This is a genomic window from Microbacterium sp. CJ77 (assembly GCF_002911615.1).
In the GTDB taxonomy this organism is placed as follows: Bacteria; Actinomycetota; Actinomycetes; order Actinomycetales; family Microbacteriaceae; genus Microbacterium.
Map to the genome: position 1 here is coordinate 429,838 of NZ_PQBR01000023.1, position 22,770 is coordinate 452,607.

Consider the following 22,770-nt stretch of genomic DNA (forward strand, 5'->3'; position numbering starts at 1 on the left):
GTTCGCAGAGCGAACACATGCGAGGAGGCGTCGTGATCGACAAAACCGTGCCGAGCGTCGAACAGGCGGTCGGCGACATCCCGGATGGCGCGACCGTCATGATCGGCGGTTTCGGTCGCGCGGGTCAGCCCGTCGAGTTGATCGACGCACTCATCGCGCACGGCGCCAAGGACCTCACCATCGTCAACAACAACGCGGGCAACGGCGACACCGGCCTCGCGGCACTGTTGGCCAACAAGCAGGTCCGCAAGATCGTCTGCTCGTTCCCGCGGCAGAGCGACTCGTGGGTCTTCGACGGCCTCTATCGCGCCGGCGAGATCGAACTCGAGCTGGTCCCACAGGGAAACCTCGCCGAACGCATCCGGGCCGCGGGCGCGGGAATCGGCGCCTTCTTCACGCCGACGGGGGTGGGCACGCAACTCGCCGAGGGCAAGGAAGAGCGCGAGATCGACGGACGCCGCTACGTCCTCGAGTATCCGATCCGGGCGGACTTCGCGCTGATCAGCGCGCTCCGGGCGGATCGCTGGGGCAACCTCGTGTACCGCGAGACCGCCCGTAACTTCGGTCCGATCATGGCCTCCGCGGCGACGACGACGATCGCGCAGGTCGACGAGGTCGTGCCGCTCGGCGCCATCGAGCCCGAGACGGTCGTGACGCCCGGCATCTTCGTCGACCGCGTCGTCGCGGTCGGCCAGCGCCTCTGGCTGCGTGACGGCCAATTCGTCGGGGGCGTCGACATCGAAGGTCGACCCCTCGACGCGAACACGGACGAAGAGAAGGAGGATGCCGCGTGAGCACCCGCATCAGTCGTGACGACCTCGCGAAGCGCATCGCCGCAGACATCCCCGAGGGTGCGTACGTCAATCTCGGCATCGGCGCCCCGACCCTCGTGGCGAACTTCCTTCCCGACGACCTCGAGATCATCCTGCACACCGAGAACGGGCTGCTCGGCATGGGACCGGCGCCCGAGCCGGGCCTCATCGACCCCGACCTGATCAACGCCGGCAAGCAGCCCGTCACGGCGCTCGCGGGCGCGGCCTACTTCCACCACGCCGATTCGTTCGGCATGATGCGCGGCGGCCACCTCGACGTGTGCGTGCTCGGAGCCTTCCAGGTCAGCCAAGACGGCGACCTCGCCAACTGGTCGACCGGAGCACCCGGGGCGATCCCCGCGGTCGGCGGTGCGATGGACCTCGCTATCGGTGCGAAGGACGTCTACGTCATGACCGACCTGCTCACCAAGCAGGGCGAGTCCAAACTCGTCGAGTCGTGCACGTACCCGCTCACGGGCGTCGGCTGCGTCAGCCGCGTCTACACCGACCACGCCATCTTCGACGTCACGCCCGACGGCTTCGCCGTGCGCGAGGCGTTCGGCGACAACACCATCGAATCGCTCGCCGAGCTCACCGGCCTCACGCTCGTTGGTCGTTGAGCGAGCGACCCTCACCGGTCGTTGAGCGAGCGAAGCGAGACGAAACGCAAGGAGAACAACCATGACCGCAACGTACGTCTACGACGCCGTCCGCACCCCGTTCGGCCGCGCGGGCGGAGCGCTCTCGAGCGTCCGCCCCGACGACCTCGCGGCCGTCGTCATGAAGGCCGCCGCCGAGCGCACGAGCCTCGACCCCGCACGCATCGACGACGTGATCTTCGGCGACGCGAACCAGGCGGGCGAGGACAACCGCAACGTGGCCCGCTTCGGCGCCCTGCTGGCGGGCTTCCCCTCGAGCGTCTCGGGCGTCACGGTCAACCGGCTCTGCGGGTCGGCCGTCGAGGCGGTCATCCAGGGGTCGCGCGCGATCGAGGCGGGGGATGCCGACATCATCCTCGCCGGAGGGGTCGAGTCGATGAGCCGCGCGCCGTTCGTCGTCGAGAAGTCGCCCAAGCCGTGGCCGGCCGTCGGCAACCAGACGATGTGGAACACCTCGATCGGTTGGCGGATGGTCAATCCGGCGCTGCGCGAAGACTGGACGATCAGCAATGGCGCGTCGGCCGAGAAGCTCGCCGAGATGTTCGACATCTCGCGCGAGGCCCAGGACGCCTTCACACTGCGCAGCCACCAGCTCGCCGCGGCGGCGTGGGATGCAGGTGTCTATGACGGCGAGATCGTTCAGATGCCCGGCGCCGAGCTCGCCCGGGACGAGGGCATCCGTGCCGACACCTCGCTCGAGAAGCTCGCGAGCCTGCGCCCGCTGTTCGCCAAGAACGGATCGGTCACCGCCGGCAATGCCTCCTCGATCAACGACGGTGCCTCGGCCGTGCTGCTCGGTGGCGAGGGTGCGCTGGACATCGACCCCCTCGCCCGTATCACGGGCCGCGGGGTCTTCGGCAACGATCCCGATGTCTTCGGGATCGCGCCCGTCGAGGCCGCGAACCGTGCCCTCGCCCGTGCCGGGCGCACGTGGGCGGACGTCGACTTCGTCGAACTCAACGAGGCCTTCGCCTCGCAGTCGCTCGCGTGCTTGAAGCTGTGGCCCGAGCTCGACCCCGACAAGCTCAACATCCACGGTGGCGCGATCGCCATCGGACACCCCCTCGGTGCCTCCGGCGGTCGCATCATCGGGCACGCGGCGCATGAGCTGAAGCGGCGGGGCGGCGGCATAGCGGTCGCCGCGATCTGCATCGGCGTCGGTCAAGGCCTCGCCGTCGTCCTCGAGCGGTAGGACGCATGATCGACGAGGGACCGGATGCCGCGGCATCCGGGACGTTCGTGCAGTCGTTCGCGCGTGGCCTGTCGGTCATCCGAACGTTCGATGCGACGCATCCCGAACTCTCGCTCAGCGACGTCGCGCGACGCTCCGGCTTGACGCGAGCCGCCGCACGGCGGTTTCTGCTGACCCTCGAGACCCTGGGTTACGTCCGCAGCGACGGTCGGACGTTCGCCCTCACCCCGCGCGTCCTCGAGCTCGGTTTCAGCTATCTCTCGGCGCTGTCGCTGCCCGAGATTGCGCAACCGCATCTCGAGCGGCTCTCGCGGGAAGTGGACGAGAGCGTGTCGGCGGGGGTGCTGGATGGGACGGATATCGTCTACATCGCGCGCGTGCCGACGCGGCGCATCATGAGCGTCCGCATCACGATCGGCACCCGATTCCCCGCGTACGCGACGAGCATGGGCCGCGCGCTCCTGGCCGGGATGCCGGATGCCGCGGTCGCGACCGTGCTCGATGCATCCGAACTGCGAGCGTACACGGATCACACGTTGGCCGACCGTGCGTCGATCCGTGACGAGATCGAGCGCGTACGCTGGCAGGGCTGGGCGTTCGTGGACGGGGAGCTCGAGCGGGGACTGCGCTCGATCGCCGTGCCGCTGCACGGCCGGGACGGCGCCGTGGTCGCGGCGATCAATGTCTCATCGAGTACGACGCGCGACACGGCAGAGCGCCAGATCGAGCGGTACGTGCCCGCGCTGCTGCGCACGGGCGCCGCCATCGAAGCGGAGCTGCGCCTGGTGTGATGCGTCGCGCCGTGGGCGCGAAACGGTCGTCAGCGCACACCCTTCATGAGCTTCAGGACGGGCCGCACGGCCAGCACCATGCCGAGTCCGACCGCGATGGCGATCGCACCGAGGATCGCGAAGTAGGGGACCTCGTCGTTGACGTCGAAGAACTGCGCGAGCCAGCCCGAGATCGCGGTTCCGAGCGCGACCGACAGGAAGAACAGCGCCACCATCTGCGTGTGGAACATCTCGGGCGCGAGTTTGGTGCTGACCGATAGCCCGATCGGCGAGAGCAGCAACTCCGCGACCGTGAAGACGAACAGGATGCCGACGATCGCGAGCAGCGGTGTCGAGTTCGCGCCGCCACCGGAGAAGGGCAGGAACAGGAGGAAAGCGACACCCATGATCGCGACACCCAGCGCGAACTTGACCGGGGTCGACGGCTGACGACGCCCGAGCTTCAGCCACAGTGCCGAGAAGACGCCCGACAGGATGATGATGAACACCGGATTGATCGACTGGACCCACGAGACCGGCATCTCCCATCCGAACAGGTCGCGGTTGAGCTTTTCGTCCGAGTAGATCGTGAGCACCGTGAACTGCTGCTGGTACAGCGACCAGAATGCGACGCTCGTGAGAAAGAGGGGGATGAACCCCAGCACGCGCGAGCGCTCCGTCGCCGTGATTCGTTTGCTGGACAGGATGACGGCGAAGTAGGCGACCGTCGCGATCAGCGTGACCACGATGACGACCAGCGAGAGGTGCTCGACGCGGATCAACCCGAAGACGACCGCGAGAGCGACCGCCGCGAGCCCGCCGAGGGCGATGCCCACGACGAGCGGACGACGTGAGCGAGGCAGGGGGTTGGGTACCCGGCGGGCTTCATCGGGGAGCTGGCGTCGTCCGAACGAGTATTGGATCAGGCCGAACGCCATACCGACGGCGGCGAGACCGAAGCCCCAATGGAACCCGAGCGTGGTCTGCAGCAGGCCCGTCAGCAGCGGACCGAGGAACGCACCGAGGTTGATGCCGAGGTAGAAGAGCGAGAAGCCCGAATCCCGGCGGGGGTCGTCGGCCGAATAGAGCGTACCGACCACGGAGGTCGCGTTCGCCTTCAGCCCGCCCGAACCGACGGCGACGAGCACGAGACCCACCGCGACTCCCGTCACGCCGGGCAACAGGGCGAGCGCGATGTGCCCGGCCATGATGACGATCGCGCTGGAGAAGAGCACGCGTTCCGAGCCGAGCAGGCGGTCCGCGATCCACGCCCCGAGGATCGTGGACAGGTACACCGCGCCTCCGTAGGCGCCGACGATCCCCGCCGCGATCGGCTTGGGGATCGCCAGGCCGCCCTCGGCGACCGAGTAGTACAGGTAGATCAGCAGGATTCCCTGCATGCCGTAGAAGCTGAAGCGCTCCCACATCTCGACGCCGAAGACGTGCGCGAGCTCCCACGGCTGCCCGAAGAATCGGGTGTCACGGCTGCCCGTCTGTCGGGTGACGGATGCTTCGTCGGTCGATGCCGACCGGGAGCCAGGTGCGTCGCTCATGGGCGCCAGGCTAGTAGCCCCCGGCGCCCTCCGGCCGTTGCCGCGCGCCGTTGACGCGCTCCCGCGGCGTCAGCGTCCGTCGGGGATGGACGCGTGGTCGACCGGGGGGCCGTGCCGGGGGATGAGGAGCGACAACACGAGCGCCATGACGGCGGCTCCCCCCGCGAGCAGGAAGCACGCTTGGAACGCCGCGGCGGTCGGCACCGGAATGCCCCCGTAAGACTGCGACATCGCGGCGAGTACGGCACCCAGCACGGCCGCCGCCGCACTCGTGCCGATCGAGCGGAAGAGGGCGTTCAGTCCGTTCGATGCCCCGGTCTCGTTCGCGGGCACGGCGCGCATGATCAGCATCGGCATGCCTGCGAATCCGAGCCCGATACCGATGCCGACGAGGATGTTGGCGAGCAGGATGTGCCACACCTCGTCCGAGAAGAAGTACACGAATGCGTACGCGACGACGAGGGCTATGGCGCCGCCGGTCAGCAGCGCTCGGGGTCCGATCGTCCGTTCCAGGCGCCCGGCGAGGGGAGAGATCACCATCATCACGAGACCCGCGGGCATGACCACGAGCGCGGCGCCGATGAGCGAGAGCCCCAGGCCGGCGCCCGACCCGACGGGCAGTTCGAGGAGCTGCGGGAAGATGATGTTCGACCCGAAGAGCGCGAAGCCCATCCCGATCGAGGCGAGGTTGGTGAGCAGCACCGGTCGCCGGGCCGCCACGCGCAGGTCCAGGAGCGGCTCGGCGGCGCGCAGCTGGTACCACCCCCAGACGAGCAGGACGGCGATGCCGCCGAACCCGCAGCCGAGGGTGGGGGCGCTCGTCCAGCCCCATTCGTTTCCGCGTGAGATCGCGAGCAGGATGCCGGTGAGTCCCACCGCGAGCCCGAGAGCTCCGACGTAGTCGAAGCTGCCGCGCGTTCGCAGCACACTGACGGGCACGATCCACACGACCAGGACGAGGACGACCACACCGAGCCCCGCGGCGATCCAGAACAGGACATGCCAGTCGGCCGCCTCGGTGACGAGAGCGCTGAGCGGCAGGCCGAGCGCACCGCCGACCCCCATCGTCGCGCTGATCAGGGCGACGGATGTGCCGAGCCGGTCGCGGTGGACGACGTCGCGCATGATGGCGATTCCGAGCGGCACGACTCCCGTGACGGCGCCCTGCAAAGCGCGTCCCACGATGATGCCGACGATGTGCGTCGAGAGCGCCGCGATGACCGAGCCGATGATCAGGCACACGAGGAGCGCGATGACGACGCGCCGTTTTCCGTACATGTCACCGAGGCGACCCGAGATCGGGGTGACGACCGCGGCGGTCAGAAGTGTGGCCGTGACCACCCACGCGGTGTCTTCGCGGGATGCGTCGAGCAGTTCGGGGAGCTGGGCCTGGATCGGCACGACCAGGGTGTACATGAACGATGCGCACAGCCCCGCGAGGGCCAGAACGGCGACGATCGCGCCCTGCGGCGGCATATGGGTCAGGCGTTTTCTGTCCCCTGCGTCGCGTGAACCCACGACGTCAGGCTATCGGCGCGCGGGAGGTGTGCGGGCCACGGCCCGGGCGACAGTACGGCTGCTAGGGCGCCACGACGGCCCGAAGCCCGTTCTCGATCCGGTCGAGCCAGGCGCCCACATTCGTCCGCGCCTCCGACGTATCGGGGTATCGGCAGCGTAGGTGCAGCCCGTCATCGTTGACGATGAACCAGATCATGACCCCGTCGGTCTGGATGACGGCCGAGACGTACTGGATCCCCAGCGCGTCGTCGACGTGCGGCAGCCGGCGGGTGTCGAGCCACGAGATCGCGAACATCCCGGGTCCCGCGGGCATGCCGCCGTACGGGGCGAAGATCGGCGCGAGCGGATAAGAACCGAGCGCGAGTGCATCCTTGACGGCGCTGGCGGATGCGAGGGGGTCGGTCTCGTGGAAATGGATGACCGAGTTCGTGATGAACCAGCCCACCGAGTCATGCCATCGCGGTTCGTTCCTGCTGTGCACGGGAAAGACGGCGCGCAGAGGCACGCCGCTCATCTGCGCGGTCGCCTCGGCGAGCACCGACAATGCCAGCGCTGTCATCCGCACGCCCCGCTCGGTGGCGTGCCCCTCGAACGCGCGGGACTCGGCAGCCGACAGCACGTCTCGCACCTCGACGATCTCGCTGCGCGGGGCCGAGACATCACCGAGGGGGAGGGGGAAGGTGGGCATCGTGCCGGCCTCGATGGCCAGGATGTCGCTCCAGCGCCGTTGCACGTCGACCGGGGCCGGAGGCATCCTCTCGAGCAGCTCGGAGTGCTCGGCGAACGAAGCCGCGGGCACGGGCTCGGCGTCCGGACCTCCGGAGAGCTCGGTCATCATGTCGCGGACGAGCACGAGAAGCGACCACATGTCGACGTGGGCGTGGTCGGATCCGATCACCGCGGTCGGCCGCGGATCGAGGGGGTCGGGGTCATCGGGAACGACGACGCACACGCGGTGCGAGGGCCGCTCGAACGGCGAGCACGCGGCATCGAAGACACCCCGCAGCACATCGCGCGTGAGTTGGTCGTCGCCGACCGGATGCTCCAGCCACTCGCCGCCCACGATGTCGATCTCGTGCAGCGCGAGCTCGCCGGATTCGTCGTACGAGAACGCGCTTCGCAGCGTGCCGTGGCGCCCGATGACTGCCATCCACGCGACCGCGACGTCGTCGAGGGTCGCCGCCTCGGGAAGCCGGAACGCGACCGCCATCCACGAGCCCGGACGTGCGCCCAGACCGACGTGCCGACGCTGGTCGAACGAGATGGGCAGGGGGCGTCCGGTGTGCTCGGACGCGCGCGTCACGAAGCTCTGCAGCGTGCCCCGGGGCAGGGTCATCTGGGCGACATTCGTCAGGCGCATGGCGCCGTAGTCTAGGGGGCGAATATCTCGTGCCTGTGACTCCCGCCTGCAACCGGAGGTTTCGTGCCCACACTCGACGTCGGGGGCGCCACGCTCGATTACGACATCACGGGCGACACCGGCCCGCTGGTCGTGCAGCTGCACGGGCTGACCTCGAGTCGTGTCCGGGATGCCCAGCTGGGTCTCGATCTCGGCCGAGCGCTGCGCGACCATCGCGTGCTGCGGTACGACGCGCGCGGTCACGGCGGATCCACGGGCGGGAAGAATCCGTCGGCCTACCGGTGGGACCGCCTGGCGAAGGACCTGCTCGCGCTGCTCGACCATGTCGCGCCGGGTGAGAAGGTGCACGGCATCGGGCCGTCGATGGGCACCGGCACGTTGCTGCACGCGGCCGTGCGCAAGCCGAAGCGGTTCGCGAGCCTGACGCTCGTGGTGCCTCCGACGGCGTGGGGTAGCCGTCGCGCGCAGGCCGCGACCTATCTGCAGAACGCGGACCTGGTCGAACAGCACGGCATGGGCGCGTTCGTCGAGGCGGGCAGCACAGCGCCCGTGCCGCCAGCGCTCGCCGACATGCCCGAGACCCGTCCATCGATCAGCGAGAAGCTGCTGCCGACGATCATGCGCGGTGCGGCCTCCACCGATCTGCCGGACCGCAAGGCGATCGGGCGCATCGAGGTGCCGACACTGATCCTCGCGTGGACGGGCGACCGGACGCATCCGGTCAAGACGGCCAACAAGTTGCACGAGCTCATCCCGGACAGTCGCATCGTCATCGCGCGGACGCCCTACGGCATCATGGCGTGGCCCGGCTTGTTCGCCGAGCACGTCGCGACGACCGGCTTCGCTCCCTGAGCTTGTCGAAGGTGCTCCGGTGGTCGCTTCGACAAGCTCAGCGACCGTTGGGGGGATGTTCGAGGCAACCGGCACCGACGCGATTCACCGCATCAAGAATCCGCCCGGCATCCGGGGAATGGGGCCATCTCGGAACCCCGACATTGAGATCAACGTAGAAACTGGCGACGTCGGGATTGAGGGTGGTGATGGCAACGTGGTTGACAACATCGATGAGTATCTCGATCCTCATAGTTCGCCGTCGCCTATCGGCCCGTCCATAGATTGGGGCCCGCTTGTGGCGGTAGGGGTGGGTGTGCTTCTTGTTGGCGTCGCGGGCAACGCCGTAAAGGCACCGGGCACGGGTTGAGAAAGGTGTAGAAGAGTGAGTGACGAGGAAGAGCCGCTCCTGATCTGCAGCGCGGTCGTTTACTTCTGGGAGCAGAACGTCACCGACAACGGGGTCGATATTGAAATGATGCCCGCAATGGACACGATGATTTCGGCGACGATAGCGCAAGATGATGGTGAACTTCGGCAAGGCGAGTTTCTCCATTTCTGGAGCGAAGCATTGACTCGAGTCGACCGATGGCGCGAAGATCACCCGTCGATACACCACACCGAGGTGTCTATCCGAGTCTCGTTGAGTGGGCCTGAGGCTGCCAGGGGCATTGCGGTCAGCGCGGACATGCTGCGTGAGGCAGCGACACGGGGCGCGGAGCTGATGATCGACTGAGATTGCTGCGTTCGATGAGGCGATGGGAGAGGAAGGACAAGATATCCCCTGAGCGCGGGTGAAGGGCTATCTGGACGGGTCGTATTTGTCGGATCGAACTGCGCCAGGCTGGTTCGAGCATTGAGGCACGCCGTCGTATTCTGCGTTGCAGCAGCGCGCGTCCGTCGCTTACCTATGCGGGCGGTTCACGCCTGAACGCGGTCACGCGGGATCGTGCGGGTCGGACGACGGGGTTGGAGTGGACGTTCCCAGGTTCCGCGACGATCACGTTGGCGTCGGAGTCGCGCCGACGGCTTCTTTTGGGGGAGGTGTTGAGTATGCAGCAGGTATACGCTCCAGTTGCAACGGGTGGATTGCCTGCCACGGTGCCTGGGGGTGAGCTTCTGGATCACGTAGCTAACGTTCCCGCCGAAGCACTATGGTTTCTGGCGTTGGGAACGATCTGTGCTCTTGCCTCGGCGTTGATGCTTGTGTTCCGCGCCTGGCTAGCTCGTTCCATCGTCAGCGCGTTGAACTTAACCCCGGGAATTCCGTTCCGGGGTCGAGCCACACGAAACGCCAACCCATCGCAGCTGCTCGGTGCGAGCATAGTTAGCCTCGCTATCGGAACGGTTTTCTTGGTGCAGGCTGGCCTTAGGCTTGCGCGATTCTCGGAGAGCAATCCGGCAGGCTCAATGCCGGTCGTCGTGGTCTCGGGTCTGGCGATCAGTCTTCTCCTGGCGGGCGCCATCACGGTTGTCGTCGGTCTGCGTCGAGCAAAAGGAAGTCGCGGTGCCGTGGCCGATGGCTCGCGCTCTTCCGAATCTCGGGTCCCCACGGTGGTTCTCGCGGTGGCCTTCATCGGGCTTGCAATTGTGGACGGGTGGATTCTGCTGCTGATGATTTAGGCGGCTCAGGTGTGGACCATCGGACGGCCGAGACGACTTACTTATGGGAGGCCGAGTCGACTGCCCATTTGCTGTTCACGATGGCGGGAGGGCGAAGGGAGAGTGGTGATGCAGAGTGGCTCGGCCCGACAAGAGGACGGCCGCACAGACGTGTAGGTATGGCCAGATCGCGCGTGCCCACGCCGTGCCCACGAGTCCCCCACGACCGACTCCGAGATCCTGATGACATTCTTGGGAGCTCCTGAACCAGCTTCTTTCGTATTCAACGTCCAACTCTGGGGAGTTGGCCTCCTCGTCAAGAGAGTTGCAGCACCACATGTTGCGGAACCTCCCGATTTTGCGCACGACCGAACGCTTGTGGGTTCGCCTCTCTGTGTCGGTGGTGGCGGTGGTTGGTCTGCTAGCCGGGATGGTCTTCTTCCCCCCTGAGTCGGAGGGCACTCGAGTCTACGTGCTTGGGATGGTCGCGCTTCTCGTAGCTGGGCTGGGCATCCTGGTCGCGTTCCGTCACGGAGGAGTTGCCCGTTCAGCGCGTGAACATCGTGACAAGTCAGGCGACCTGGTTGTCGTTCTGTTCGAGCGGGCTGCGCTCTATCGCCCGAGATCGGAGCAAGATCTCCGCACTATGGGGAAGGGATGGCTGTCGTTGACGGGACCTCACATAGCCATTTGGGAGGCGGGCAGCCGGTCGCCGATCGCAGTCTTCCCGCGCGCGGGGGCATCGGTTGAGCCCGCGCAAGGAAGCCCGTTCACTCGTCCTCTCGCCCGTTTCCTCTTCGAGGATGGCAGCGAATTGCATGCGGTCGTTGTACGTCATGGATTCGCGGACTTGCGGGGATGGTCTGCGGCCGACATCCGGGCGCTTGATTCTCAGTTGCATCCCGCGTCTTGACAGATCTATTGATCTTCCACCTCGGAGTTCGAAGTATCGAGGCGTGAGAAAGCGTTGAATCGCTCGGCGACGATCCGTGGGTGCAGCGCGTCACCGATCCGGTGTTGGTGTCGGGACGAGTGTGACGGTGGGTGCGTCTGCTCCGACGGCGGATCAGTGGAACGTGGTCGCGGTGGAGGTGAATCAGGCTGCCGGGACGAGTGTTCCGGGGCCGGTGTTGCGGATGGCCTCGCGGCGGGTCAGGTGAACTTCAACGCCCGGGGTGACATCACATCTCTGGGTGGGATCACGATCGCGTATGACGCGGGTGGTCGTCATGCGGGGATGACGTATTCGGATGGCACGACGGTCACGGTTGCTCGGGATGCGTCGGGTCGGGTGGTTGCTCGGACGGTGGATCCGGCGGGTGCACAACCGGCATCCACAACGAAGTTCCTGCACGCCGGTGGGTCGGATTCGCCGTGGGGGTCAGTATCGGCCGCGGGTGAGCTGACCCGTGAACTGTCACTGCCCGGCGGGGTGAGTGTGGAGGCGACCAGTGCCGGGTTGTCGTGGTCGTATCCGGGGATCCTGGGACATTCGATCGCGACCGGTGGTGGGACGTCGACGGGTGCGCTCAGGTTGTATGACCCGTTCGGGCAGCCCTTGGACCCCACCACCCGTGCGATCGGGACGGTGGCGTCGGATGATGCGGGGTTGAACGGGCAACAAACCGGGTGGCATCAGGGCGGGTTGAAACTTGCCCACACGGCCGGTCAGGTCACGATCATCGAGATGGGTGGGTAGCAGTAGTTGTGATCGCCGTGTTCAGCGCGATTGTGCTGATAGCTGGCGACTGGATTACAGACTGGTGCGCCACCCTCTACCGAGGGGAAGGAAACGCAAATGCGCGCGTGGGAGCAGCTCTCCCGCGTTGGGCGTTGAGTGCTGCGTCGCCTATCGGCCTCGTCGGAAGTCTGGTTACCTACAACCAGCGGGCGGAGGCCTGCGGCAGCATCGCGGTTGAATCTCCCGGCGATGCGCTCGCGTTGTTTGGTGGAGCGGCACTTGTCGTGATCGGGTTGTCCGTGCTCGCCGCGCGTCACTATGCCATCAATAGATCCATGCGTCGCGTTGCAGAAAATGATCTTGCGGGACGCCGGGCGATGCGCTCAGCGCGCGGAACAGCGCGGCTATTGACTGCCATCTTCCTGCTGCCCGGGATGGTACTCGTGGTTGTCGGCGGATGGTGAGTGGACCCGCGGCTTTGGGAGTGAATGGCCCCGGGTCTTGTGGAAGTTCTGATTCCCCGAGAGGATCTTTCAGATCGCTGCAGGACGCCCATGTGCTTCGATAGGCTCAGCGACCGCGGCGAGAGCTACGGCTAAGCGGTGTCGCGACCGAGGGCCTCGAGGAACCGCAGCCAGACCTCGCTCAGCGTCGGGTACGAGGGCACCGCGTGCCACAGGCGCTCGATCGGAACCTCCCCGACGACCGCGATCGTCGCCGAGTGGAGAAGATCCGCGACACCGGCCCCCACGAAGGTCGCCCCGACAACCGTGCGGGTCTTCGGATCGACGATTAGGCGCGCCTGCCCGGTGTAGCCCTTCGCGGTGACGGAGGCTCCGGCGATGTTGTGCAGGTCGTAGTCGACGACTTTCACCTCGCGGCCGGCACGCTCGGCCTCGGCCGCCGTGATGCCCACGGCCGCGACCTCGGGCTCGGTGAAGACGACCTGCGGCACGGCGGCGTGGTCCGCGGTCGCGACGTGACGACCCCAGGGGGCGTCGTCGATCGGCTGTCCGAGGGCTCTGGCCGCGATGACGTCCCCGGCGGCACGCGCCTGGTACTTGCCCTGGTGCGTCAGCAGCACCCGGCCGTTCACGTCCCCGACCGCGTACAGCCAGCCGGGCTCGTCGCCCTCGGCGCCGACCGGCTTTCCGTCCGCGTCGAGCGCCCGCAGGGTGTCGTCCGTCCGGAGGGAGCGTCCCGCCTCCAGCCCGATCGAATCGAGCCCGATGTCGTCCGTGCGGGGGCGGCGTCCCGTGGCGATCAGGATCTCGTCGGCGTGCAGCACCTCGCTGTCGGGGGAGTCGCCGAGAGAGACGGTGAGTGAGCCATCCGCTGTACGTTCGACGCGCGTTGCGGATGTTCCGGTACGCACGTCGACCCCCGCGTCGCGCAAGGCGGCGAGCACGAGTTCGCCCGCGAACGGTTCGTTCGACGTGAGGAGTGCATCGCCGCGGACGAGCATCGTCACCTTCGCGCCGAGGCTCGAGAAAGCCGTCGCGAACTCGGCGGCCACGACCCCGCCGCCCACGATTACGAGGCGCTCCGGCACGATCTGGACGGCCGCGGCCTCGCGGTTCGTCCACGGGGATGCGTCGGTGAGCCCGGGAATGTCGGGAATGATCGCGGACGTCCCCGTGCAGACCGCGACCGCGTGGCGTGCGACGAGCGTCTCGACGGAGCCATCCGGAGCCGTCACCTCGATGCGGCGCGCACCGGCGATCCGACCGTGTCCGCGGACGAGGGTGATGCCCGCGCTGTCGAGCCACGACACCTGGCCCGCGTCATCCCACCCCGACGTCGCGGTGTCGCGGAAGTGCAGCGCGGCCTCGACGTCGAGGGGTGCGCCGAACGCCTCGCGCGCGCCGGGGACGCTCCGCGCCGCACGCAGGGCGGCCCCCGGTCGCAGCAGGGCCTTGGTCGGCATGCACGCCCAGTACGAGCACTCGCCGCCCACCAACTCGCCCTCGACGATCGCGGCGGTCAGTCCGCCCTGCACCGCACGATCCGCGACGTTCTCGCCCACGGGTCCCGCACCGATCACCACGACATCGAACACGCGCTCGCTCATCCTCCGATGCTAGGCCTGCGGGTGCGCCCGTGGGCGGGTCTTACCCTGGCGGTCCCACAGAGCGCCCCGGACTAAGATCGAGAAAGGATGCGCGGCTCTGCCGCTCCCGTGATGACAGCCCCGCCGCGCCCGTGATCTCGCGCTCTGCGCCCACACTCATCTCGCCCCCGACCCCACCCCGACCATTGGAGCCACCATGGCCGAACAGTCCCGCCTCGATAAGGTCATCGCCCTCGCCCGCCACCGCGGCTTCGTGTTCCAGGCCGGTGAGATCTACGGCGGCTCGCGCTCGGCCTGGGACTACGGGCCCCTCGGCACCGAGTTGAAAGAGAACATCCGCCGCCAGTGGTGGCAGACGTTCGTGCGCGGCCGGGGCGACATGGTCGGCCTCGACTCGTCGATCATCCTGCCCAAGCGCGTGTGGGAGGCATCCGGTCACGTCGCGACGTTCACCGACCCGCTCGTGGAGTGCCTGCACTGTCACAAGCGCTTCCGCGCCGACAACCTGATCGAGGACTTCGAGGCACGCAAGGGCCGTGCGGCCGAGAACGGACTCGCGGATGTCCCGTGCCCGAACTGCGGCACGAAGGGTCAGTACACCGAGCCGCGCGCGTTCTCTGGCCTGGTGAAGTCCTACCTCGGCGTCGTCGATGACGAGTCGGGCCTGTACTACCTGCGCCCCGAGACGGCGCAGGGCATCTTCGTGAACTTCACGAACGTGCTCACGGCATCGCGCAAGAAGCCGCCGTTCGGCATCGGCCAGGTCGGCAAGTCGTTCCGCAACGAGATCACGCCGGGTAACTTCATCTTCCGCACGCGCGAGTTCGAACAGATGGAGATCGAGTTCTTCACGCCCCCCGCCGAGGCGCAGGAGTGGTTCGAGCACTGGGTCGAGGCGTGCTGGGACTGGTTCATCGATCTCGGTATCGACCCCGACAACATGCGCCGCTACGACGTGCCGGAGGAGGACCGCGCGCACTACTCCGCCGGCACGATCGACGTCGAGTATGCCTTCGGGTTCCCGGGCAAGCAGTGGGGTGAGCTGATGGGTGTGGCCAACCGCACCGACTACGACCTCACGAGCCACAGCGAGGCATCCGGTCAGAGCCTGTCGTACTTCGACCAGGCGACCGGCGAGCGCTACACGCCGTACGTGATCGAGCCCTCGTTCGGTCTGACGCGCGCGATGATGGCGTTCCTCGTCGACGCGTACCGCGAAGAGCAGGTGCCGAACGCTAAGGGCGGAACCGACACCCGCACGGTGCTGGGCCTGGACCCGCGCCTCGCGCCGATCAAGGTCGCCGTTCTCCCGCTGTCTCGCAACGAGCAGCTCTCGCCGATCGCGCGCGAGCTCGCCGCCGACCTGCGCGGCAACTGGAACATCGACTTCGACGACGCCGGCGCGATCGGCCGCCGGTACCGCCGCCAGGACGAGATCGGAACCCCGTTCTGCGTCACGGTCGACTTCGACTCGCTCGAGGATCGCGCGGTCACGGTGCGCGACCGCGACACGATGGCCCAGGAGCGCGTTCCGCTGGCCGAGGTCTACGCCTACCTCGCCGAGCGCCTGCGCGGCGCCTGACCCGCACCCGCGGCGTGCTCCTGCAGGAGCATGGCGCCCCCGGCATCCGCGTCCTCCCTCGCCGAGTCCGCCCGTTGTTGCCGAGTCCGTCCGTTCTTCGCGGTGAGCAAGCGGCGGACTCGGCGCTAAGCGGCGAGCTCGGCGTTCGTCGCGCGCACGGTCGTGACAGCGAGGGATGCCTCGTGACAGCGCCCGGGCCCGCGTGACAGCGGGGTGACAGCGCCCGCGGCGCATCATGGTGCGACGCCACAGAAAGGCACACACCATGACCCAATACACCTACGCCGTCGAGGCCGCGGGACTCGTGAAGTCCTTCGGCTCGAACCGCGCCGTGGACGGCGTCGATCTCGTCGTCGAGGCGGGAACCGTCTACGGCGTGCTCGGCCCGAACGGGGCCGGCAAGACCACGACGATCAGCATGCTCGCGACGCTCCTGCGACCGGATGCCGGGACGGCCCGCATCTTCGGCCACGACGTGGCGCGCGAGCCCCAGATCGTGCGACAGCTGATCGGCCTGACGGGACAGTTCGCGTCGGTCGACGACAAGCTGTCGGCCACCGAGAACCTGATGATCTTCTCGCGCCTGCTGGGACTCTCGCGCGCGGATGCGAAGCGCCGCACGCGAGATCTGCTCGAGGAGTTCCACCTCACCGAGGCCGCATCGCGACCTCTCGCCAAATTCTCGGGCGGCATGCGCCGCCGGCTCGACCTCGCCGCATCCCTCATCGCCCAGCCGCCGCTCATCTTCCTCGACGAACCGACGACGGGTCTCGACCCCCGCACGCGCGGGCAAATGTGGGACACGATCCGGCGCCTCGTCGCCTCGGGCTCGACGGTGCTCCTCACGACGCAATACCTGGATGAGGCCGACCAGCTCGCCGACCGGATCGCGGTCATCGACGAGGGGCGCGTCGTCGCCGAGGGAACCGCGCTCGAACTGAAGGCATCCGTCGGCCAGGCCTCGCTCATCCTGCGGCTGCGACCCGGGTCGTCCATCGAGGACGCGGCACGCGTCGTTTCGCGCGTGCTCGGTGTCGACGCGATCGTCTCGCCCGAGGCCGGACGCCTCACGGTGCCGATGAGCGATCCCGATCGCGTCGCCGACCTCCTGCTCGCGTTCCGCGACGAGCGCCTGCACCTGACCGAGATGAGCGTGCAGCAGCCGACGCTCGACGAGGTCTTCCTCGCCCTGACCGGCAAGGGCATCCCCGCCGACGATGTCGCGGCCCACGATCCGGGCGCGGCCGAGTCCCCGGCCGAAGCGACCCACGAAGGAGTACGCGCATGAGCGCCACCACAGCAACCCTCACGCGTGCCGGCGGGCGTCCGCTCGTCAACCACGCGAGCCTGCGTCAGACGCTGGCCAACACCTTCACCATGGCCGGCCGTGGCCTGCTGAAGATCCGGCGCACGCCCGAGCAGCTCATCGACGTGACCGTCCAGCCGATCCTGTTCACCGTGATGTTCACCTACATCTTCGGCGGCGCGATCTCGGGCGACGTGCAGAGCTACCTGCCGATCATCATCCCCGGCATCCTCGTCCAGACGGTCATCACGACCTCCGTCGTCACCGGCGTCCAGCTGCGCGAAGACATGGACAAGGGGGTCTTCGACCGGTTCCGATCCCTGCCGATCGCCCGCATCGCGCCGCTGTCGGGGGCCCTGCTCGCCGACACCGTGCGCTACGCGATCGCCACGACGCTGACGTTCACGATGGGATTCATCATGGGATTCCGTCCCGTGAGCCTGGGCGCCGTGGTCGTCGCGGGACTCCTCGTGATCGTGTGCGCCTGGGCGCTCAGCTGGATCTTCGCGTTCTTCGGCGTGATCGCCCGGTCGGCGGGCTCGGTGCAGGGAATCTCGTTCCTGATCCTGTTCCCCCTGACGTTCCTCTCCAACGCCTTCGTCCCGGCCGACACGATGCCGGGCTGGCTGCAGTGGTTCGTGAACATCAACCCCGTCTCGCATCTGGTGACCGCCGTTCGCGACCTGGTGAACGCCGGGACGTTCGGCGGCGATGTGTGGCTCGCCCTGCTGGGGGCCGCGGTCGTCGTTGCGGTGTTCGCGCCGCTCACGGTCCGCGCCTACATGCGCAAGGCCTGAACCGCGCCGGCTTCAGGTCGGCGTCAGAGCAGGAGCGCCAGCAGCGACTCCGGGTCGGGGGCGTCGGGATCCGTCGGGATCTCCGGCGCCCCCTCGTCGTCGAGGCGGCGACGCAGGCGGGCGATGAACGGGTCGCTCTCGTCAGGCCCACCGCGCAACCTGTCGGCCGTGACGAGCGCCTGCCGGGCGGCGACCGGCTCACCCGTCTCCGTCAGCCACGCGGCGATGCTCACCACGACGTCGGCGATGATCGGCTGGTCACCCGTACGAAGGGCGACCGGAAGAGCCACGCGCAGCGCATCGCGCGCCTCGTCGGGGCGTCCCGCCATCACGTGTGCCTGAGCCCGTTTCGAGTGGCCCCACGCCGTCAGCTGTTCGGGGATCGACTGCGCGGGTTCGAAGACGCGCTCCAGGGCGCGTAGCGCTGCGTCCGCTTCGCCGGAGGCGATGTCGACGGATGCTTGCACGTAGGCGACCTGCGTGCGCACCCGGTCGCCTCCCGCCGCGTCTGCGATCTCGATGAGTTGCGCGAGTCGCGCGCGGGCCTCGTCCATCCGTCCCATCCGCAGCAGCACTCCTACGCACTGCGCGCGTTGCTGCACGATGTCCCAGGGCGTGGCGAGGCCTTCCAATCCGGGTGTCGCGGCGTCGGAGATCGCGAGCGCCTCGTCGAGCCGCCCGTTCAGGACGAGCCACTCGGCGCGCATCTGGCTCGCCAGCGCCGTGCCCCACGGGTCGCCGATGCGCCGGAAGGTGTCCAGCGCGGTCTCGGACGTGACGCCGAGAGTCTCGAGGTCTCCGTCGTTCTGAGCGGCCGCCGCCCGCATGACGGCGACCAGTCCGCGGGTCCATTCGGGCGCGTCCGCGTCGAGCACGTCATGGATGACGTAGCTCCGCGACCATCCCTTCGCGCGGTCCGGGTCGCGCGGGATCTCGATCAGGGCCGGAAGGAGCGCGGGCAGCGCCTGTGTCAGGTCCGACGGATGTCGCGCCGCCGCGGCGATGATGTCGTCGGCTCGCCGCGCGAGGCGCTCGATGCTGTCGGGAGTCGACTCGCCGCGCTCCAGGCGGAACACCTCGACACCCAGGGCAACGGCACTCAGCATGACCTCGGGTTCGGACTCCAGGGCAACGGCCGCGGGCGCGAAGGCGGTCAGCGCCGTCTGGATCTCGTCCATCCGCTCGCGCATCATCCAGACCCACAGTTGTCCCCGCGCCAGAGAGACGCCGAGCCGGGTGTCGCCGGCGGTCGCGCACCACCGGGTGGCCGCGACGAGGTTGTCCTCGTTGGCGTCGAACCAGGCCACGGCCGAGCGGACGTCACGGCCGCGCGTTCGCGCGTCGTGGCCGAGTGCGAGTTCGGCCATGACCGTCGCCTGCCGACGGTTGGCCCCTTCCAGCGTCCCGTCCTCGCGGAGCCGGTCGCGCCCGTAGTCGCGGACCGTTTCGAGCATCCGATACCGACCTTCGCTGCGGCGCAGCAGGGATCGATCCACGAGGGCATCGACATCGGCGGCCGCGACCGCCAGACGGGGGGCGATCCCCTCGAGATCCTCCGCACCGACGCCGTCGGGAAAGACCGCGATCGCCATGAGCGCCGTGCGCTCTCCCGGCGACAGCATGTCCCAGCTCCAGTCGATGAGCGCCCGCAGCGTCTGGTGCCGGGTATCCCCGACACGCGTCGCGGACCTCAGCAGCGTGAATCGGTCGTCCAGGCCGCGATCGATCTCGGCGAACGTGAGAGTGCGCGTCTTCGCGGCGGCGAGCTCGATGGCGAGCGGCAGCCCGTCCAAGCGCGCGACGATCCGCGTCGCCTCCGCGACCTCGGCGCCGTGCGGTGGTGTGCCCCGCGCGGCGCGCACGCGGCGGGCGAAGAGCTCCTCGCCGTCCTCCGGGGAGAGTGGACCGAGATCGACGAAGGCCTCGCCCGTCACGCCGAGGGGCTCGCGGCTGGTCGCGAGGATGCGCACGCCCGGCACGGCGAGCAGGATGTCGCGCGCGACGGTCGCGGCCGCCCCCGCGATGTGCTCGCAGTTGTCCAGCACGAGCAGCATCTCGCGCCCGCGTAGGGCCTGCAGGGTGCGTTCGCGGGGCGTGGCGGGCACGTTCGTCGTCTCCGCGACACGCATCCGACGCCCCACGGCTCCGTCGAGGGCGTTCCAGATCTCGCCGCGCGTGACCGGAGCGAGCTCGACGAACAGGGAGCCGGGCCGGCGGCGCGCGGTCTCGAGGGCCAAGGTGGTCTTGCCCGCTCCGCCCGGGCCGAGAAGCGTCACCAGGCGCTCGGTGTCCAGCTGGGTCGCGATCAGGTCCAGTTCGTCGTGCCGACCGACCAGGGCGGTGAGGGGCGCGGGCACGGGGTCCGTATCGAGGACGACCGGTCGCGGGGAGTCGACCGCCGCGAGGCGCAGCGCGTGCGCACGGTCGTCGCGCAGGTCTTGCAGCACCCACGCGAAGCCGTCGCCGGGCGTCCAGGGCTCGCTGGCCCACAGCGCGAGGGCCGCGCGTGCGAGTGCGGCACCCGTGGCCGGGTCCGCACGCCGGGCCTCCTCCACCGTGTCCTGGAACTGCACGATGTCGACGTCCGAGCGGGACGCGTTCAGCCGATACCCGCCCGGTACCGCTTCGAGTGCACCCTCGGGAAGCTCACGGCGCAGGCGCGACGCGAGCGACTGCAGCGATGCCCGCGGGTCCGCCGGGCGATCCTCGGGCCAGATGTCCTCGGTGAGCGTGCGGTAGCTGACATCCGTTCCCGCGTCGAGGGCGAGCCGGAACAGCAGCGCCTCTTGGCCGCGACCGCGCACGACCACCGCGGCGCCGTCCGCCTCGATCGCGAATCCCCCGAAGAACTGCAGACGCATGTCTCGCCGCGCGGTGCCCCGGGGGACCGCGTTCACGCCTTCTTCGCGGCGGCTTTCGCCGCCTGCTTGTGCGCGCGCACCTTCAGCAGCGACTCCGGGCTGACGATGTCGGCGACGCTGCGGAACGAACCGTCCTCGCCGTACGGAGCGGATGCCTCACGCCACCCTCTCCCGCGTACCCGTACTGTTTGCCGAGCAGCGCGAGGAAGATCTTCGCCTTCTGCTCGCCGAACCCGGGCAGAGCCTTGAGGCGCTTCAGCACCTCGCGCCCGTCGGGGGCATCGCGGGTCCAGATGGCCGAGGCGTCCCCGTCCCAGTCGTCCTTGATCGCGGTGCAGAGCGACTGCACGCGCCCGGCCATGGATCCCGGGTAGCGGTGCACGGCCGGCGTCTTCTGGAACTCCGCGACGAGCTTCTCCGGGTCATAGCGCGCGAGGGTCGCGGCGTCGACCGAGCCGACGCGCTCCTGGATCTTGAGCGGCCCCGCGAAGGCCGTCTCCATGGCGACCTGCTGGTCGAGCAGCATGCCGATCAGCAGGGCCAGCGGGTCATCGCTCAAAAGGCGGTCCGCGGCCGCGTCGCCCGTGATGTGCAGCGTCATGCGTTCAGTCTCCCACTCGATCCCACCGGGCGCTCACCGCGCCCGCGACGAGCGCGCCGACCCACCGCGCTCAGCGTGCGACCGGGCCCAGCCGGCGGTTCTCACCGACGACACGGTAGACGTCACGTGCCAGCGCACCCGACTCGGATGCTGAGCCGGTCACGGATCAGGCGACGCCGTCGGCGAGGGCCGCGTCGTCGCGGTGATCCGCGGCACCACCCGTCGCAGAATCCTGGGCGCTGACGTCGATGCCGAACAGCGTGCCGAGGGCGGCGACGTAATCGTCGGCACGCCCACGGGCCGCGAGATCGTGCGCGCGGCTGGTGGGGACGTGCAGCAGGCGACCGACCAGGTGGCGCATGGCCTGTTCGGTGCGGCCGTCGTCGTCGCCGCGTGCGCGGACGCGCGCGATCTCGTCTTCGAGCACACCGAAGGCGTGCTCGCGCAGCGCAACGACGGCGGGCGCGAGGCTCTGGCGGCGGCCCGCGAGGGCGAACTTCTGCGCGGCGAGGCGCACGATCTCGCGCGCCTCCGCAGTCGCCTGCAACTCTTCGAGCGGGGCGTGCAGCCGAACGGTCTCGAGGTCGAGCAGATCGACGCCCGCAACGGTCACGACATCCGGGTCGACATTGCGGGGCAGGCCGAGGTCGATCACCAGGCGTCGCGCGCCCGCGGTGTGCGAAACGGGGCACTCCGCGGCGCCCGCCGGGGTGATGCGGCGAAGCTCGCCCGACAGCTCGGCGCGCCCGCGCTGCAGCACGGCCGCGTCGAGGACGTGGTGGTCGGCGCTCGTGCAGGTGATGACGAGATCCGCGGATGCCGCGGCCCGCGCGTACTCGGCATCGTCGATGGATGCGATGCCGTGCTTGGCGGCGAAGACCTGTGCGCGCCCCGAGGGCGAGAAGACGGTGATGCGTTCGGCGCCGTGGTCGCGCAGCGCGGCAAGCGTCGCCGCGGCGTATGCACCGGTGCCGACGAGCAGGACGTCGAGGTCGGCCCAGTCCGCGACGCGGCTGTCGGCCAGCTCGAGGGAGAGGCGCACGAGCGAGCGTCCGGCGCGGCCGATCGCGGTGGCGTTCTTGACGCCCCGCTGCGCCTCGCTCGCACGCTGGAAGAGGCGCTCGAGTTCTGTGGATGACGTGCCCTGACGCCGCGCGTCGGTGAGCGCCCGGCGCACCTGGCCCGCGATCTCGCCCTCGCCGACGACGACGGACTCGAGGCCCGATGCGACGGCGAACAGGTGCTCGGCGACATCCGGACCCGTGACGACCCGATACGAACCCTCGAATTCGGAGGCGCTGACGCCCGTCGCCGCCTCGGCCGCGAGCAGGACGGCCTCGACGCCGACCGGGCCTGCCGCGGTGACGGGCTCGTCCATGTCGACGTACGCCTCGAAGCGGTTGCACGTCGCCAGCACGACGGCCCCGCGGACGCACGAGTCGTGCTCCGCGATGAGGGGAGCGATATCGGTCGTGTGGACGCTGAGCCGCTCGAGCAGATCGAATGCGGCGGTCTTGTGACTCGCCGAGATACACAGCAGCACCTGCCCAGCCTACCTTCCGTGCACACCCCCA

Annotated in this window: 19 protein-coding genes and 1 pseudogene; 13 read left to right on the plus strand and 7 right to left on the minus strand. The window is 68.7% G+C overall.

From position 1 onward, the window contains the following. Positions 1-32: 32 nt before the first annotated feature. The 4 genes from C2868_RS13920 (at position 33) to C2868_RS13935 (ending at position 3,454) form a co-directional block, all read left to right on the plus strand. Positions 33-794: a 3-oxoacid CoA-transferase subunit A gene (locus C2868_RS13920; RefSeq protein WP_100812717.1), complete on the plus strand. Its 762-nt coding sequence runs from the start codon at positions 33-35 to the stop codon at positions 792-794. Then, the gene (locus C2868_RS13925; protein ID WP_100812718.1) at positions 791-1,432 is read left to right on the plus strand and encodes a 3-oxoacid CoA-transferase subunit B; all 642 of its coding nucleotides are present in this window, start codon (positions 791-793) and stop codon (positions 1,430-1,432) included. The genes C2868_RS13920 and C2868_RS13925 overlap by 4 nt, the downstream gene beginning before the upstream one ends. Positions 1,433-1,493: 61 nt before the next feature. Then, on the plus strand, positions 1,494-2,663 hold the full coding sequence (locus C2868_RS13930; RefSeq protein ID WP_103663498.1) for a thiolase family protein: 1,170 nt from the start codon (positions 1,494-1,496) through the stop codon (positions 2,661-2,663). A gap of 5 nt (positions 2,664-2,668) precedes the next feature. Further along, positions 2,669-3,454 carry an IclR family transcriptional regulator C-terminal domain-containing protein gene (locus C2868_RS13935; RefSeq protein WP_103663499.1) on the plus strand — a complete coding sequence of 262 codons (786 nt, stop codon included), beginning with the start codon at positions 2,669-2,671 and terminating at the stop codon, positions 3,452-3,454. Between the two features lie 29 nt (positions 3,455-3,483). Here C2868_RS13935 and C2868_RS13940 read toward each other — a convergent pair whose 3' ends face one another. The 3 genes from C2868_RS13940 to C2868_RS13950 form a co-directional block, all read right to left on the minus strand. After that, positions 3,484-4,986: a peptide MFS transporter gene (locus C2868_RS13940; RefSeq protein WP_103663500.1), complete on the minus strand. Its 1,503-nt coding sequence runs from the start codon at positions 4,984-4,986 to the stop codon at positions 3,484-3,486. Between the two features lie 69 nt (positions 4,987-5,055). Then, entirely contained in the window at positions 5,056-6,462 is a 1,407-nt protein-coding gene (locus C2868_RS13945; protein WP_100812722.1) for an MFS transporter, read from the minus strand. Between the two features lie 103 nt (positions 6,463-6,565). Beyond that, positions 6,566-7,864 carry a peptide synthetase gene (locus C2868_RS13950; RefSeq protein ID WP_100812723.1) on the minus strand — a complete coding sequence of 433 codons (1,299 nt, stop codon included), beginning with the start codon at positions 7,862-7,864 and terminating at the stop codon, positions 6,566-6,568. A gap of 63 nt (positions 7,865-7,927) precedes the next feature. On the opposite strand from C2868_RS13950, the gene C2868_RS13955 reads away from it, so the two are divergent. The 6 genes from C2868_RS13955 to C2868_RS17290 all read left to right on the plus strand — a co-directional run bounded on the left by C2868_RS13955 (position 7,928) and on the right by C2868_RS17290 (position 12,442). Beyond that, a complete protein-coding gene (locus tag C2868_RS13955; protein ID WP_100812724.1) occupies positions 7,928-8,716 on the plus strand; it encodes an alpha/beta fold hydrolase in 789 nt (262 codons plus the stop codon). Positions 8,717-8,771: 55 nt separating this feature from the next. Beyond that, the gene (locus tag C2868_RS17280; RefSeq protein WP_146048074.1) at positions 8,772-9,065 is read left to right on the plus strand and encodes a hypothetical protein; all 294 of its coding nucleotides are present in this window, start codon (positions 8,772-8,774) and stop codon (positions 9,063-9,065) included. 15 nt (positions 9,066-9,080) lie between these two features. Next, positions 9,081-9,431: a hypothetical protein gene (locus C2868_RS13965; protein WP_100812726.1), complete on the plus strand. Its 351-nt coding sequence runs from the start codon at positions 9,081-9,083 to the stop codon at positions 9,429-9,431. Positions 9,432-9,748: 317 nt separating this feature from the next. Next, entirely contained in the window at positions 9,749-10,318 is a 570-nt protein-coding gene (locus tag C2868_RS17285) for a hypothetical protein (protein ID WP_146048075.1), read from the plus strand. A 1,135-nt stretch (positions 10,319-11,453) separates the two neighbouring features. Continuing rightward, positions 11,454-11,996 carry a hypothetical protein gene (locus C2868_RS13980; RefSeq protein ID WP_100812729.1) on the plus strand — a complete coding sequence of 181 codons (543 nt, stop codon included), beginning with the start codon at positions 11,454-11,456 and terminating at the stop codon, positions 11,994-11,996. Between the two features lie 8 nt (positions 11,997-12,004). Continuing rightward, entirely contained in the window at positions 12,005-12,442 is a 438-nt protein-coding gene (locus C2868_RS17290) for a hypothetical protein (RefSeq protein ID WP_146048076.1), read from the plus strand. Between the two features lie 131 nt (positions 12,443-12,573). Here the strand turns inward: C2868_RS17290 and C2868_RS13985 are convergent, their stop codons facing one another. Next, positions 12,574-14,049, minus strand: coding sequence for an NAD(P)/FAD-dependent oxidoreductase (locus C2868_RS13985; protein ID WP_100812730.1), 1,476 nt, complete (start codon positions 14,047-14,049; stop codon positions 12,574-12,576). A 196-nt stretch (positions 14,050-14,245) separates the two neighbouring features. On the opposite strand from C2868_RS13985, the gene C2868_RS13990 reads away from it, so the two are divergent. The 3 genes from C2868_RS13990 to C2868_RS14000 all read left to right on the plus strand — a co-directional run bounded on the left by C2868_RS13990 (position 14,246) and on the right by C2868_RS14000 (position 17,734). Then, on the plus strand, positions 14,246-15,631 hold the full coding sequence (locus C2868_RS13990) for a glycine--tRNA ligase (RefSeq protein ID WP_100812731.1): 1,386 nt from the start codon (positions 14,246-14,248) through the stop codon (positions 15,629-15,631). 265 nt (positions 15,632-15,896) lie between these two features. After that, positions 15,897-16,919, plus strand: coding sequence for an ATP-binding cassette domain-containing protein (locus C2868_RS13995; protein ID WP_100812732.1), 1,023 nt, complete (start codon positions 15,897-15,899; stop codon positions 16,917-16,919). Beyond that, entirely contained in the window at positions 16,916-17,734 is an 819-nt protein-coding gene (locus tag C2868_RS14000) for an ABC transporter permease (RefSeq protein ID WP_100812733.1), read from the plus strand. Before C2868_RS13995 ends, C2868_RS14000 begins: the two co-directional genes overlap by 4 nt. A gap of 23 nt (positions 17,735-17,757) precedes the next feature. Here C2868_RS14000 and C2868_RS14005 read toward each other — a convergent pair whose 3' ends face one another. From C2868_RS14005 to C2868_RS14015, 3 genes and pseudogenes are all read right to left on the minus strand, one after another. Then, positions 17,758-20,631: an NB-ARC domain-containing protein gene (locus C2868_RS14005; RefSeq protein WP_100812734.1), complete on the minus strand. Its 2,874-nt coding sequence runs from the start codon at positions 20,629-20,631 to the stop codon at positions 17,758-17,760. Next, positions 20,628-21,196 (minus strand): annotated as a pseudogene (locus C2868_RS14010) (HhH-GPD-type base excision DNA repair protein). Before C2868_RS14010 ends, C2868_RS14005 begins: the two are co-directional and overlap by 4 nt. A 166-nt stretch (positions 21,197-21,362) precedes the next feature. Next, complete coding sequence (locus C2868_RS14015; RefSeq protein WP_100812735.1) at positions 21,363-22,739, minus strand: glutamyl-tRNA reductase; 1,377 nt, start codon at positions 22,737-22,739, stop codon at positions 21,363-21,365. Positions 22,740-22,770 lie beyond the last annotated feature (31 nt).